At 62.4% G+C, this 14216-nt stretch carries 16 protein-coding genes; 12 read left to right on the top strand and 4 right to left on the bottom strand.

Annotated elements, in window-relative coordinates:
• Positions 1-42: 42 nt before the first annotated feature.
• The gene (locus NKG60_RS01300; RefSeq protein ID WP_023676697.1) at positions 43-384 is read left to right on the top strand and encodes a winged helix-turn-helix domain-containing protein; all 342 of its coding nucleotides are present in this window, start codon (positions 43-45) and stop codon (positions 382-384) included.
• Positions 385-417: 33 nt separating this feature from the next.
• Here NKG60_RS01300 and cobF read toward each other — a convergent pair whose 3' ends face one another.
• Positions 418-1191, bottom strand: a complete 774-nt coding sequence (gene cobF / locus NKG60_RS01305; RefSeq protein WP_352973886.1) for a precorrin-6A synthase (deacetylating) — start codon at positions 1189-1191, stop codon at positions 418-420.
• Positions 1192-1332: 141 nt separating this feature from the next.
• Here cobF and NKG60_RS01310 point away from each other — a divergent pair, with 141 nt between their 5' ends.
• From NKG60_RS01310 to NKG60_RS01330, 5 genes are all read left to right on the top strand, one after another.
• Positions 1333-2343 (top strand): DUF4424 domain-containing protein, encoded by a 1011-nt coding sequence (locus tag NKG60_RS01310; RefSeq protein ID WP_352863789.1) that lies wholly within the window; start codon positions 1333-1335, stop codon positions 2341-2343.
• Entirely contained in the window at positions 2343-2861 is a 519-nt protein-coding gene (locus NKG60_RS01315; protein WP_352490307.1) for a dihydrofolate reductase, read from the top strand. Before NKG60_RS01310 ends, NKG60_RS01315 begins: the two co-directional genes overlap by 1 nt.
• A 160-nt stretch (positions 2862-3021) precedes the next feature.
• Positions 3022-4116 (top strand): FtsH protease activity modulator HflK, encoded by a 1095-nt coding sequence (gene hflK, locus NKG60_RS01320; RefSeq protein ID WP_352490306.1) that lies wholly within the window; start codon positions 3022-3024, stop codon positions 4114-4116.
• Entirely contained in the window at positions 4116-5069 is a 954-nt protein-coding gene (gene hflC / locus NKG60_RS01325) for a protease modulator HflC (protein WP_352863791.1), read from the top strand. The genes hflK and hflC overlap by 1 nt, the downstream gene beginning before the upstream one ends.
• Before the next feature lie 143 nt (positions 5070-5212).
• Positions 5213-6730 (top strand): DegQ family serine endoprotease, encoded by a 1518-nt coding sequence (locus tag NKG60_RS01330; RefSeq protein ID WP_352973889.1) that lies wholly within the window; start codon positions 5213-5215, stop codon positions 6728-6730.
• Between the two features lie 47 nt (positions 6731-6777).
• Here NKG60_RS01330 and NKG60_RS01335 read toward each other — a convergent pair whose 3' ends face one another.
• On the bottom strand, positions 6778-7350 hold the full coding sequence (locus NKG60_RS01335; protein ID WP_352863795.1) for a GNAT family N-acetyltransferase: 573 nt from the start codon (positions 7348-7350) through the stop codon (positions 6778-6780).
• Positions 7347-8234: a phosphoserine phosphatase SerB gene (gene serB, locus NKG60_RS01340; RefSeq protein WP_352863797.1), complete on the bottom strand. Its 888-nt coding sequence runs from the start codon at positions 8232-8234 to the stop codon at positions 7347-7349. The genes NKG60_RS01335 and serB overlap by 4 nt, the downstream gene beginning before the upstream one ends.
• On the opposite strand from serB, the gene miaA reads away from it, so the two are divergent.
• From miaA to NKG60_RS01355, 3 genes are all read left to right on the top strand, one after another.
• Positions 8224-9192: a tRNA (adenosine(37)-N6)-dimethylallyltransferase MiaA gene (gene miaA, locus NKG60_RS01345; protein ID WP_352863877.1), complete on the top strand. Its 969-nt coding sequence runs from the start codon at positions 8224-8226 to the stop codon at positions 9190-9192. The genes serB and miaA overlap by 11 nt on opposite strands.
• A 104-nt stretch (positions 9193-9296) precedes the next feature.
• On the top strand, positions 9297-10091 hold the full coding sequence (locus NKG60_RS01350; protein ID WP_352666995.1) for a GGDEF domain-containing protein: 795 nt from the start codon (positions 9297-9299) through the stop codon (positions 10089-10091).
• A gap of 132 nt (positions 10092-10223) precedes the next feature.
• Positions 10224-10610 (top strand): ester cyclase, encoded by a 387-nt coding sequence (locus NKG60_RS01355; RefSeq protein ID WP_352863800.1) that lies wholly within the window; start codon positions 10224-10226, stop codon positions 10608-10610.
• A 36-nt stretch (positions 10611-10646) separates the two neighbouring features.
• On the opposite strand, the gene NKG60_RS01360 is transcribed toward NKG60_RS01355, so the two are convergent.
• Complete coding sequence (locus NKG60_RS01360) at positions 10647-12473, bottom strand: ATP-binding protein (protein WP_352973892.1); 1827 nt, start codon at positions 12471-12473, stop codon at positions 10647-10649.
• A gap of 153 nt (positions 12474-12626) precedes the next feature.
• On the opposite strand from NKG60_RS01360, the gene NKG60_RS01365 reads away from it, so the two are divergent.
• The 3 genes from NKG60_RS01365 to NKG60_RS01375 are packed head-to-tail and all read left to right on the top strand — an operon-like array spanning position 12627 to position 14052.
• A complete protein-coding gene (locus NKG60_RS01365; protein ID WP_352863804.1) occupies positions 12627-13193 on the top strand; it encodes a helix-turn-helix domain-containing protein in 567 nt (188 codons plus the stop codon).
• 1 nt (position 13194) lies between these two features.
• Entirely contained in the window at positions 13195-13506 is a 312-nt protein-coding gene (locus NKG60_RS01370) for a hypothetical protein (RefSeq protein ID WP_352863806.1), read from the top strand.
• A gap of 21 nt (positions 13507-13527) precedes the next feature.
• Complete coding sequence (locus NKG60_RS01375) at positions 13528-14052, top strand: GNAT family N-acetyltransferase (protein ID WP_352863808.1); 525 nt, start codon at positions 13528-13530, stop codon at positions 14050-14052.
• Positions 14053-14216: the final 164 nt, after the last annotated feature.

Consider the following 14216-nt stretch of genomic DNA (forward strand, 5'->3'; position numbering starts at 1 on the left):
TCGCTGGAGAACTTGTAGAATGGCGTGACTGCGGAGGAGCAAATGCCGTCGCTGAGTTTGCGGATAAATCTCGATCCAGATGGCCGCATCGGGCCGGGCAAGATCGAGCTTCTGGAACAGATCGCCGCCTTCGGCTCGATTTCGGCCGCGGCGCGCGGCATGGAGATGTCCTATAAGCACGCTTGGGATCTGGTCGAAGACATGAACCGCGTGTTCGGCAAACCGCTGGTAGCGGCACAGACGGGCGGCAAGAAAGGCGGCGGCGCTCAGTTGACCTCGGTGGGCTTGGCGGTCGTCAGCCGCTTCCGCGCCATCGAGCGGGCCGCGTCTTCAGCAGCGGCGGCACATATGGAGGCGCTGCAGGCCGAGATCGACGCTGCGTGAACTCGGCGGAATTCATGCCGCGCGTGATCCTTGCTACTCCTCAAGCTCGCCGGGCTTGCGCAGCAGATAGGTGTCCATGATCCAGCCTTTTGTCCGGCGGGCCTCCTCACGGGTGCTCACGATCTCGTCGCCGACGTCGCCAATCCGGCCCGAGATGACGATCTCGTCGGCCGTGCCGAGATAGGCGCCCCAGTGGACGGTGACGTCTTTGTCGTCCAGCGTGTTGAAGGCGCATTTGCCGTCCAGCATGACGATGGTGCTGCCGGCGTTTTCGGGCAGACCTTCCTCGGCGAGCCGGCGGCCGGTGGTGATCAAAATGGCGTCGCCGATCCGGTTCAATGCCATTTTGTGGCTGGCTGCGAGTGCCTGGATGGCGGTGATGCCGGGGATGACCTCCAACTCGAACGCGACATTGCCTCTCAGGCGTACGCGCTCCAGGATGCGCAGCGCACTGTCGTAGAGCGACGGATCGCCCCAGATCAGGAAGGCGCCGCAGCCATCTTCGGGGAGTTCGTCGCGGATCAGGCCTTCGTAGATCGCGGCGATCGCCTCGTGCCAGTCGTCGACAGTCGAGCGGTAGGAAGGCGCCGGCTCGGCGCGCACCGGCACATCGAATTCAACGCGGCGCGAGTTTGGGTTAGTGACGAAGCGGTCGCAGATCTGGCGGCGCAATTCGGCGAGATCGTTCTTCTTGGCGCCCTTGTCGGGAATGAACAGAACGTCGGCCCGGTTGAGGCTGTTAATGGCCTGGACCGTCATGTGCTCCGGATTGCCGGCGCCGATGCCGATGACAAGAAGCTTGCGCATGGGCGAACTCCTGCCCGATCGGGGCCGGCGTGTCTAGACCGGCATGACATGTCGGCAGGCGCCGGCGCGTTTGCCGAAAGGCTTTGAAACGCCACATTGAACAGCTAGAGTCATGTTGGCATTTTCGCCGGGGGAGTTTCCATGTTCCGTTACGTCCTGACCGCAGCGTTGGCGCTCTCGGCTACGCCTGCGCTCGCCAATGATTCGGTTGCCGAACTCGGCACCGGTGGGCTGATCCTTTCGCGCAGCGATGCGGTGGCGATGGAAAGCGAGGATCTCTACATCTCGCCGGAAAAAGTGACGGTCGATTACGTCTTCCGCAACAACACCGACAAGGATGTCGATGCAATCGTCGCCTTTCCGATGCCCGACATCGAAGGCGATCCCGAAGAAATCCCGGCGATTCCGGAGGCGCAGAGCGACAATTTCCTCGGCTTCGAAGTGACGATCGACGGGGTGCCGGCAAAGCCGCAGCTCGAGCAGAAAGTGTTCGCGCTCGGCATCGATATCGGCGCCGACCTGAAGGCGCAGGGCGTGCCGTTCTATCCGTTCGGCGACGCGGCCAAGGCAGCGCTGGCAAAGCTGCCGCAAGCGGTCGCCGACGACTGGGTCAACCGCGGCATCATCATCCAGGACACTGCCGACGACGGTTCGGGCATGAAGACCGTCTACACGCCGTTCTGGCAATTGCGCTCGACCTATTGGTGGCGCTCGACTTTTCCGGCAAACAAGGCGGTCCATGTCTCGCATCGCTACAAGCCGAGCGTCGGCGGCACCTCCTCGGTCAGCTTCTTCTATGACGGCCAGTTCCAGGGTCAGTATGCCGCCTACAAGACCCGCTACTGCATGGACGATGCCTTCGAAAACGCCGTGCGCAAGGCAGCCAAGGACGATCCCGACGGCTACCCCAAGTATTTCGAGAACCGCATCGCCTATATCCTGACCACGGGCGGCAACTGGGCGTCGGGAAACATCGGCACGTTCAAGCTGACCGTCGACAAGGGCGATCCGAAGAACCTGGTCTCGTTTTGCGGCGAAAACGTCAGGAAAATCGGACCGACGACGTTCGAGATGAAGGCGCAGAACTTCTACCCCGAGCACGACATCGACATATTGCTGCTGGAGCCATCCGATGGCGGGAACGGCGGCTGATGGACCTCGCGATTTATGTCGCCATCGCCGAGAACGGCGTGATCGGGCGCGAGGGTGGGTTGCCGTGGCGGCTGTCCACCGATCTCAAGCGGTTCAAAGCCGATACGATGGGCAAGCCCATCATCATGGGCCGCAAGACCTATGAAGGCATCGGCCGACCGTTGCCAGGCAGGCTCAACATCGTGGTGACGCGGGACAGGGCATGGCGCGCCGAGGGCGTCGAAGTCGCGCACTCGATCGAGGACGCAATCGCGCTGGCGACGGTGCGCGGGCGCTGCATGGCCGGCGCCGACGAGATCTGCGTCATCGGCGGCGGCGAGATCTATGCTCAGGCGCTACCGCTGGCCGATCGGCTGCACGTGACCCATGTTCTGGCCGCGGTCGACGGCGACGCCCATTTCCCGCCGATCGACCCGGCGCTATGGCGGATCGTCCGCTCACAGGAGGTTGAGGCCGGTGAGAAGGACAGCCATGCGACACGCTATTCGGTTTACGAGCGGCGCCGCGACGTGAATTGAAGACGACAAAGCGTCGTGACAGGTCTAAATGGACCCAAAGGCGGACTGTGACGGCAGCCGATCGCGTTGAAAGCGTGCCGTTGCATCCCTATAGAAGAATAATATTGGATTTTGCGCCGGCGAACCGGCGCTCGAGGGAATTCCAAGCGAAAGGACATTCATGCCCTGGAACGACAAGAGCGGCGGCGGCGGCCCGTGGGGCGGCGGCAACAATCAGGGACCTTGGGGACAGGGACCCAAGGGACCCAGCGGCCCGCAGGGCTCGCCTCCCGATCTCGAGGATATCATCCGGCGCGGGCAGGACAGGTTGCGGCGCGCACTGCCGGGCGGCGGTGGCGCGAGCCCGGCCGTGTTCGGACTGATTGCCGCGGCGCTGGTGGTGCTATGGGCGTTCAAGGCGGTCTACACAGTGCAGCCCGACGAAGTTGCGGTGGAACTCAGGTTCGGCCAGCCGAAGGCGGAGCTCTCGCAGCCTGGCCTGCATTTCCATTGGTGGCCCATCGAAACGGTCGAGACCGCCAACATCGCCGAGCAGCTTGTCAGTATCGGCGGCGGCAGTTCCAGCGGCAATGGCCTGATGCTTTCCGGCGACCAGAACATCGTCAATGTGCAGTTTTCTGTGGCCTATCAGGTCTCCGACCCTAAGGCCTATCTGTTCGACGTGTCCGACCCGGACGGCATGCTGCAGCAGGTCGCCGAAAGCGCGATGCGCGAAGCCGTCGGCCGGCGCCCGGCGCAGGACATTTTCCGCGACGACCGGCAAGGCATTGCGGCGTCGGTGCGTGAGATCATCCAGACGACGCTGGACGGCTACAAGGCCGGCCTCAACGTCAACGCCATTTCGATCGAGGACGCCGCGCCACCGCGCGAGGTGGCAGACGCGTTCGACGAGGTGCAGCGCGCCGAGCAGGACGAGGACAAGTTCGTCGAGCAGGCCAATCAGTATTCCAACCAGAAGCTCGGCCAGGCACGCGGTGCGGCCGCACAGATCCGCGAAGACGCGGCCGCCTACAAGAACCGGGTCGTGCAGGAGGCCGAAGGCGAGGCGCAGCGCTTCATCTCGGTTTATGACGAATATGCCAAGGCGCCGGAGGTGACGCGCAAGCGGCTCTACCTGGAAACGATGGAGAGGGTGCTGAAGGATTCGAGCAAGGTCATCGTCGAGCAAGGCAACGGGCAAGGGGTCGTTCCCTACCTGCCGCTGCCGGCATTGCAGCAGAAGGCGCCGGCACCGGCCACCGGAGGAAACCAGTGATGGCCAACCGTCTTCCTGTCATTGCGGTCATCGCCGCGGTCATCCTGTTCCTGCTCTATTCGTCGGTCTTCGTCGTCAATGCGCGCCAGCAGGCGCTGGTGCTCAGGTTCGGCGAAATCGTCGACGTCAAGAACCAGCCGGGCATCTATTTCAAGGCGCCATTCTCCTTCTTCGATGCCGACACCGTGCAGCTGATCGAAAACAGGGTCCTGCGCTTCGACCTCGACAACATCCGCGTCCAGGTTTCGGGCGGCAAGTTCTATGAGGTCGATGCCTTTATCGCCTATCGTATCTCGGATCCGCGTGTGTTCCGCGCCGCGGTCTCCGGCCAGATCGAGCTGGCCGAGGCCCGGCTGAGGACGCGTCTCGACGCTGCCTTGCGCCGCGTCTACGGCCTGCGCGACTTCGAGGCGGCACTCTCGGAAGAGCGCGCCGTAATGATGCGTGAGGTGCGCGATCAGCTGAGGCCCGATGCCACCTCGCTTGGCCTGCAGATCGAGGATGTCCGCATCCGCCGCACCGATCTCACGGCCGAAGTCTCGCAGCAGACCTTCGACCGCATGAAGGCCGAACGTCTCGCCGAAGCCGAGCGGCTGAGGGCGCGAGGCAATGAGGCAGCGCAGCGGATCAGGGCTCGCGCCGACCGCGAAGTGGTCGAAATCGTCGCCGAAGCGCAAAAAGAGTCTGAAATCCTGCGTGGTGAAGGTGAAGCCCAGCGCAGCGCCACGTTTGCCGGAGCCTATCAGCGCGATCCGGCCTTCTTCGATTTCTATCGGTCGATGAATGCCTATGGCACTGCGCTGAACAGCAGCGGAACGACGATGGTGCTGTCGCCGAATTCCGAGTTCTTCCGCTTTTTCCGCGATCCGAACAGCAAGGAAACGCCTGCAGCACCACCGCCAGCGCCGGCCGTTCCCGCGCCACCGGCGGCGCAGCCAGGCACCGGCCAGTAGGGCCGGTGCAGGGATAGCCGGCGTAACGGAGGATTTATCCTCTGGCGGTAGCCGTAGCCGCAAACGTGCCTTATTTCTTGCCAACATGACGCGACGCGGCGTTTTTGCCGAAGCGCGTTTTTAGAACACCCGGAGGCCTTTCGATGACATCCACCACCCTTCTGCGTTCAGCGAGGCGGACGTTCATCGCCGGGGCCGCTGCGCTTCTGGTCGGCGCCGTTGCCGTTCCGTCGTTCGTGACGCCGACAGTGGCAGCCGACGGGCCGCCCTCGGTTGCCGATCTCGCCGCCGGCCTGCTCGGCGCGGTGGTCAACATCTCGACGTCGCAGACGGTGAAGGGCACTGAGGGGCCGGGCGCGGTGCCGATGCCGCAGCTCCCGGAAGGCTCACCCTTCCAGGACTTCTTTGACGATTTCTTCAAGAACCGTGGCGGCGACAAGGGCGGCGGCGGGCAAAAGGTGCAGTCGCTAGGCTCCGGCTTTGTGGTCGACGCCGAGCAGGGCATCGTGGTGACCAACAACCACGTCATTGCCGATGCCGACGACATCGAGGTGAATTTCTCCGACGGTGTGACGCTCAAGGCGACGCTGGTCGGCACCGACACCAAGACCGACGTCGCGGTGCTGAAGGTCGATCCGAAAGGGCACAGACTGACGGCTGTGAAGTTTGGCGATTCCAACAAGATGCGTGTCGGCGACTGGGTAATGGCGATCGGCAATCCGTTCGGTCTCGGCGGCACGGTGACAGTCGGCATCGTCTCGGCGCGCAATCGCGACATCAATTCGGGCCCGTATGACGACTTCATCCAGACCGATGCCGCGATCAACCGCGGCAATTCCGGTGGACCGCTGTTCAACAGCAGCGGCGAGGTTATCGGCATCAACACGGCAATCATCTCGCCGTCGGGTGGCTCGATCGGCATCGGCTTCTCGATCCCGTCGCAGCTTGCCTCAGGCGTCGTCGACCAGCTTCGCCAGTTCGGCGAGACGCGGCGCGGCTGGCTCGGCGTGCGCATCCAGCCGGTGACCGACGACATTGCCGAAAGCCTGGGCATGGCGACCGCCAAGGGCGCGCTGGTCGCCGGCGTCATCAAGGGTGGGCCGGTCGACAACGGCACCATCCAGGCCGGCGACGTCATCATCAAGTTCGATGGCAAGGACATCCATGAAATGCGCGACCTGCCGCGCGTCGTGGCGGAAAGCCCGGTCGGCAAGGCGGTCGACGTGATCATCGTGCGCAAAGGAGTCGAGCAGACGGTCAAGGTGACGCTCGGCCGGCTCGAAGACGGCGAAAAGCTCGCCAGCGGCGGTGAAAACGGCAACACCGACCAGGATGATGCCGACAAGGCACCTGCGGTTTCGACGGCTTCCGTGCTCGGCATGACGATCGGCGAGCTCAATGACGAGACGCGCACGAAATTCGGCATCGCCGCCGACGTTTCCGGCGTCGTCGTGACCGACGTCACCAAGGATTCGGCGGCGGCCGAACGCGGCATCCAGCCGGGCGAGGTGATCACCGAGATCGCGCAGGAATCGGTCGCAACGCCCAAGGACGTCATGGACCGGATCGGTGCGCTGAAGGAGCAGGGGCGCAAGAACGCGCTTTTGATGCTGGCGTCGAAGACCGGCGAGCTGAGGTTTGTGACAATCCGGATGGATTGAGTCCGGAAGCGCCTGCAACACTCTGATGTTGAAAAGGAAAAGGGCGGCTAGCGGGTCGCCTTTTTTCTTGCCTGCCAGTCTGTGCGTGGCAGCCTGTAGAAGACATGTCGCCTGAGTGCGGTGTGGCTGTCCGGAACACCGGGATGGTCGAAGTCGGAGGCCGGGTCGGCGGTCATGCCCAGGCGCTCCATGACGGCAGTGGACCGGCTGTTATCCTTGACTGCGAAGGACACGATTTCGTCGAGGCAAAGTCTTTCAAAGCCATAGGTGAGCCAGGCTTCGGCTGCTTCGGTGACATAGAAGCGGCCCCAGAATTCGGGTGCCAGCCGCCAGCCGATCTCGATCGTGCCGGGCGGCAGGAATGGCAAATGATCGGTTCGGGTTATGCCGACGAAGCCGATGCATTCACCTGTGGCTGCGATCTCAGCGGCCGCGAAGCCGAAGCCGTCGCGATCGATAGCCGCGCGCAACTCATCCATCTTGGCGTTAGCCTGGGCACGGTCGCGCCGAAACGGAAAGAATTCCATGACGCGCTCGTCGGAATTGATGCGATGGAAGAGATCGCGGTCACGATCTTCCCAGTTGCGCAGGATCAGGCGCTCGGTGCGGATCGGCGTCATTCGACAAATTCCTCCCGGCGATAACCCTGCAGATAAAGCAAGGCGGTGAGGTCGCCGTGGTCGATGCGGATCTTTGCCTCGGCTGCCACCGCCGGCTTGGCATGCAAGGCGACGCCGATGCCGGCAAGACGGATCATGTCGAGATCGTTGGCGCCGTCGCCGACGGCAATGGCATCGGCAGGCGTCAGGCCGAGGCGGGCCGAAATCTCGATAAGGGCTTCGGCCTTGGCGGCGCGGCCGAGGATCGGTTCGGCGACCAAACCGGTGAAGCGGCGATCCTGCTCGATCAGGCGGTTGGCGCGATTTTCGTGAAAGCCGAGCAATGCTGCGATGCGGGTGGTGAAGATGTCGAAACCACCGGAAATCAGCGCCGTCCAGGCGCCGCTGGCCGCCATTGTCTGGACGAGCGTGCGGCCGCCGGAGGCAAGCGTCAGGCGATTATCTATGATGCGGTCGATGATTGCGGCATCGAGACCCTCGAGCAGGGCCACGCGCTCGCGCAAGGCCGGCTCGAATGCGATCTCGCCGTTCATCGATCGCGCGGTGATGGCGGCGACACGATCTTTGACGCCGATCTCGTCGGCAAGCTCGTCGATGCATTCCTGGTCGATCATCGTCGAATCCATATCGGCGATCAGGATCTTCTTGCGCCTGTTCTCAGCCGGCTGGACGGCCACGTCGATCGGTTCGGAAGCAAGCGCGGCCTGCAGGCGCGCCGTTATTTCGGAAGCGTCGGCGGTCTCCGGCAAGTCGAGTTCGCAGGCGATGCCTTCGGCCAGCCAGCGAACAGCGCTTGCGCCGACCGACCGCGAGGCCATATTCGCTAGCGTCGACGTCAATGCGCGGCCGGCGGGATGGGATAGAAGCGTGGCGATCAGCGGCATCGAAAATTCCAGCGGACAGGCGGGCGAAGGCCGCGTGAAGAACGCGATCCTGATAGCCGGGCCGACCGCCAGCGGCAAGTCGGCGCTCGCACTCGACCTCGCCGAGCGCAATGGCGGTGTCATCATCAACACCGATTCCATGCAAGGCTATTCGGTGCTCGACGTGCTGACGGCACGGCCTGGTCCTGCCGAACTCGCCCGCGTCCCCCACTTTCTTTATGGACACGTCGATCCGTCCACCGCCTATTCCACCGGCGCTTGGTTGCGTGATGTCATAAAGCTGATCGACGACGGCACGTTTTCGGGGCGGCCAGTGATTTTCGTCGGCGGCACCGGGCTTTATTTCCGGGCGCTCACGGAAGGTATCTCGGAGATGCCCGACATTCCGAAATCGATCCGTGATCGCTGGCGCTACGAGCTCCAGGAACAGGGTGCAGTGAGATTGCACCGCATCCTGTTGCGCGAGGATTCTGCGGCCGGCATGATGCTGAAGCCGACGGATGGCCAGCGCATCGTGCGGGCGCTGGAGGTGCTCGACGCGTCGGGCCGTTCCATCCTGGACTGGCAGGCCGCGCGTGGCCGGCCGTTGATCGACAGGAGCAGCGCGCGCTTTTTCGTCATCGAGCCGGAGCGAGCGGCGCTGGTGGAGCGGATCGATGCCCGCTTCGACCGCATGCTGGACAAGGGGGCACTGGACGAGGTGAAACAGCTTTCAGCGCTCGGCCTCGATCCCGACCTGCCGGCGATGAAAGCAATCGGTGTTCGCGAGCTTCAGGCCGCGCTGGCCGGCGCCATCAGTTTTCCCGAGGCCATCGAGCGTGCGAAAATCGCCACGCGGCAATATGCCAAACGGCAGGCGACCTGGTTCAGGCATCAATTAGGCCCGGAATGGCGGAGATTGCGTCCTGGTAAGGGGATCGACTCGATGCTCTCACCCCCTCCTTCGAGCGCAACCTGAAAAGTCGACGCCGAGGGGGCATTTCGCGTTGAAGTTGTCCAGGTTAACTGTCCGTAAGTTCGCGCATGCCATAAGATCGATAGGAACTTTCCAACGGGGAGCAGATGCGTTTCCACAAGGCGGAATCAGCCTTTTTCGTATTTATTTTTGTGATCCTGGCCGCCGGCCTGGTGACGCTTTACGCCTATGGGCTCCTGCAAACCTTGGCCGCCGACATTAGCAATACGCCTTCGGAACTCGATGAAATCATCTATCTCAACAAGCTGCTGTTTGCGACCGGCGTGCTGCTAACGACTGCGCTGTTCTTCGGCATTTTCTTCATCTACCCGCTGATCCGAAAGCAGGCGACGGAAGAAGGCAAGCTGCGGGCCATGACCGTTTCGCTCAGCGCGCGTTCGGAGACGCTGGAGCATGCGGCGCTCACGGACAGCCTCACCGGCATGCAGAACCGGCGCTACTTCGACGATGCGCTGAAGGAATATCTCGAAGAGTTCCGTCGCATCGAGAAACCAGTCGGGCTGATGATCCTCGACCTTGACCATTTCAAGCAGGTCAACGACAGCCACGGCCACGATGTCGGCGACGAGGTGTTGCGGGCCGTCGCTAACTGTCTCAAGGACATGACACGCTATCACGACGTGGTGGCGCGCCTGGGCGGCGAGGAGTTCGCGGTGGTCACGCCCAATATGGACGCCGAACTGCTATCCAAATTCGCCGAGCGCATCCGCAAGGCGATCGCCAACATGTCGGTGCTGACAGGCAATGTCCGACTGAAAATCACGACCAGTGTCGGGCTTGCCGTCTGGGATCGCAAGGAAACCGCCGAGGAGTTCTATCGCCGCGCCGATCGCCAGCTCTACGAGGCGAAGAGGCAAGGGCGCAACCGCGTCTGCGCCTGAAATTCCGTCATTGAATTCGTGATGCTGGCCGTCTGGTATCGTTTTCTGCGTTTCCGATGCACGCAGACCGACGTCACCCAGTCAAGCTGAGATGCTGCCTTTGCGGAGCTTGCCGGAAATAGAGGTGTTGCCGTGACTAAATCCGACCTCTCCGATCTTTACCGGGCCTACATTGCATGCCTGAACAAGCAGGATTGGCCAAATCTGGGGCGGTTTGTTCATGATGAGGTGACTCACAACGGTCGCAAGCTCGGATTGTCCGGCTATCTCGAAATGTTGGTGAGAGACTTCGACGAAATTCCGGACCTTTACTTCGACATTCAGCTATTGGTTGCCGATCCGCCTTATATAGCGAGCCGGCTAAGCTTCGACTGCGCGCCAAGGGGAACGTTCCTTGGGCTCGATGTAAGCGGGAAGAGAATTTCGTTTGCCGAGAACGTATTCTATGAGTTTCAGAGAGGGAAAATTCGCCAGGTGTGGTCAGTTATAGACAAGACAGCCATCGAAGCTCAGCTGTGATATCTGCGAGCGCTGCCTAAAAGTCGCTCGGCTCAATCATTCTGGGGGACGCAGCCCGAAGGTCGCCGGCTTGAGGCCGTAGCGCAAGTCGAAATCGTCGTTCCGCTGGGTGCGTGCGGCCGACGGTTTGCGATAGTCCGAATCGCCGGCCTGCCGGCCCGGATCGACGACTTCCGCGAAAGGCATTGCCTGCTGTGATTTCGGCACGTTGCGCAGCCGTTCGACGATCGCCACGAGGTCGACCTCGTCGCCGGTTTCGGACGGCAAGGCGTCCGCACGCTTGGCCGTGCGGGGGATCAAATCCTCGGAGAGCTTTTCGAACTTCATCCGCATCGTCGTCGCCACGCCTTCCCCGAAGGCGATGGCCTCGCGCTGGCCCATGGAAGACAGGAACGCCAGCGTCGAAGCCGAGGAATCGGCGATCGCCGAGCGGATGATCGCCTGGTCCTGCTCGTTGGCGAGCCGCATGGCAAAGAACGTCGAGCACTGCGACAGGATCGTCGGGTCGAGTTCGCCCGGGCGCTGGGTGACGACGCCGAGATAACAGCCATATTTACGGCCTTCCTTGGCGATGCGCGACAGCGCATGCCGCGTCGGTGCGAAACCGAGGCGCGGATCGGCGGGCATGTAGCGATGCGCTTCCTCGCACAGGAAGAGCAGCCGCAGGCGGCCTTCGCTCCACAATGCCAGGTCGAAGGCCAGCCGCGCCAGCACCGAGCAAACGGAATTGACCACCTCGGACGGCATGCCGGCCATTTCGAAGCAGGTCACCGGGCGGCCGTGATGCGGCACGCGGAAAATGTTGCCGATCGTCTCGTGGATGGTGTCTTCGATCAGGCGCGAGTTGAACATGAAACGGTAGCGCGGATCGGATGCCGCCAATTCGATGCGTGTCTTCAGTGACCTGAGGGTCGGGCGATCGTTCTTGCTTTCCAGCAATCCCATGCGCTCGTCGACCAGCTTGATGAGGTCGGCAATGCGATAGGGCACCGGCGCGTCGGCGGTCAGCGCATCGGTGCTGCGCCGTAGAAAGTTGCCGGAGTTAGGATTGCGGTAGAGGTTCTTGGCCGCGGGAATAAGATCGCGCAAGGCGTCGACCTCTTCCGGGACCGTCTCGCGGCCGCGAAACAGCACTTCGGCAAATTCTTCGAGCTTGAACATCCAGAAGGGCAGGTCGAGCGTCGTCGAATCGACCCTGACGCAATATTCGGGCAACGACGCGGCGAACTCGTTGTGTGGATCGAGGATTAGCACGCGCAGGTCGGGCCGGGCGGCGATAGACTTGCGCAAGAGCAGCGACACGGCGGTCGATTTGCCGACCCCGGTGGTGCCGACAATGGCGAAATGGCGCGCCAGCGTATCGTCGATGGCGATATTGGCGTCGATGGCCTCGTCCTGCGACAGCGTGCCGATGGTGATCGAATGACGACCGGCGAGATCGTAGACGGCCTGCAGGTCGCGGCTGCGGATTCGATGGGCAATGGCGCCGATATGCGGATAGGTCGTGATGCCACGGTCGAAGACCGGCTTCGCGCCGGGTTCGGCACCGTCGCGCACCTCGCCGATCAATTCGATGCTGACCTCGATCGGATTCTGGCCCTCGCTGCTCCAGGCACGATCCGACTTGCCGATTTCGTAGACGAGGCCGACGGTTCGTGATGTGCCGAGATTGATCGAGATCATCTTGCCGACGCTCCACAGGCCGGTGACCGTGCCTTCGATATCGTCGGCATAGGCGCTGATGGTGGCGCGCGCGCCATCGCATTGCACGACATTGCCCAGAATCCGCTTGTCGTTCTGCTCCGCCCTGCGGCGCTCCAGCAAAGTCGGTTCTCCAATGGAGGCTTCGCGTTCAACGAGCATGGACAGGCCGGGTCCCCTTTTCCCAAGCGATGAGCCTAGGCGAACGGGGTTAAGGTGGGATGAGGCGGGATGGTTTAGCGGACATTAAGGAGTTTGCGAAAACTGGACGAAACGGTCGTTGCTTCGTAGAAGAATTTTCGATATATCGGATTAATGGATGATATAGCGAACGATATATCTTCGACCATCGGCAGAAGAATACATGCCGAAAGGGTGGTTCGCAGCTGGTCCCTGGCTGAATTGGCGGAGCGGTCCGATGTCTCGAAAGCCATGCTGAGCACGATAGAGCGCGGCATGACCAGCCCGACGGCGGCACTCCTCGTGCGCATTGCGGCCGCCTTCGGCATGACGCTCTCCACTTTGATAGCAAGGGCGGAATTGCAAGGCGGTGGCCTGCTTCGCGAACGTGACCAGCCGGTCTGGAGCGATCTGGCTACCGGTTATGTGCGGCGGCACCTTTCGCCGGTTTCGGACATGCCGCTCGAACTGATCCGAGTCCAACTGCCGGCGGGCGCCAAGGTAAGTTTCCCGGCGGCGTCCTATGCCTTCATCAGGCAACAGATCTGGATGATCTCCGGGCGGCTGGAATTCACCGAGGGCGAAATCGTTCACAGGCTCGAACCCGGCGACTGCCTGGCGCTCGGCGCGCCATCCGATTGCGTCTTTCACGCTCCGGGCCCGGACGCCGCCGACTATCTGGTTGCGTTGGCCAGGAGCTGAGGTGAAGGCGCGTCGTCCGAAACGCTCCGACAATGGCGGTCCGCCGCTCGACGACTATAACGGTCCGCCCTGGAGCAAGGGCGATCCCTATGTCTTTCTTGCCTGGCGGACCGCCTATGCCCAGGCATGGAAAGTGCCGAGCCGCGAGATCATGCTGATGCGGCTGGACAAGGCCGAGCGGCTGGGCCTGACCTATGAGGAATACACGCTCGAACTGCTGGAACGCGGGCGACATCTGCAAGAGGAAGACGCCGATCGCATCGCGGAAATCCGCCGGGCCAGGAAGCGGAAGCGGACCAGTCATTTCGAGTGACAGACGGCGCAGGGGAACCACATGAGTTCGATCGAAATCAGGCCACTCACCGGTACTGACGGGACGCAAAAAATGCTGGCGGATCTGCTGATCGGTACAGTCGCTGCCGGCGGCTCGGTCAGCTTCATGCATCCGCTGGCGCCAGAGATGGCCGCGGCCTTCTGGAACAAGTCGCTTCAGGCGGCCGCCAGAGGCGAAAGGGCGGTGCTTGGAGCCTGGAACGGCGAGGCGCTGGTCGGCACCGTTACCTTGCTGCTCGACTGCCCTCCCAACCAGCCGCACCGGGCCGAGATCGCCAAGCTGATGACCCGCCCCGATTACCGCGGCAAGGGCATAGCAACCCGCCTGATGGAGGCGGCGGAAGTCGTTGCCATGGAGAAAGGCCGCACCCTGTTGGTCCTCGACACGGCAAAAGAGGAGGGGGCTTCCGGCCTCTATGAAAAGCTCGGCTTCACGCTGGCCGGCGAAATACCGGATTATGCGCTGAAGCCGCATGGCGGGCTCACAGCCACCCTCATCTATTGGAAACGCATTGGTGCAGCCTGATCCGGCCAAGTGCACATTCGCCGTTGACAGGGGCGTCAAACCAATTCTATTGTCCGGCACCATGAAAAAGGCACTCATTCTCGTAGGAAAGCGCGTGGGCAAGGCGGTGTAACCGCCGGGCGATGACCTCCCATGCGCAAGACACAGGCTCCCTCGGGGGCCTT

Source organism: Mesorhizobium sp. M1428 (genome assembly GCF_040317515.1).
Lineage (GTDB): Bacteria > Pseudomonadota > Alphaproteobacteria > Rhizobiales > Rhizobiaceae > Mesorhizobium.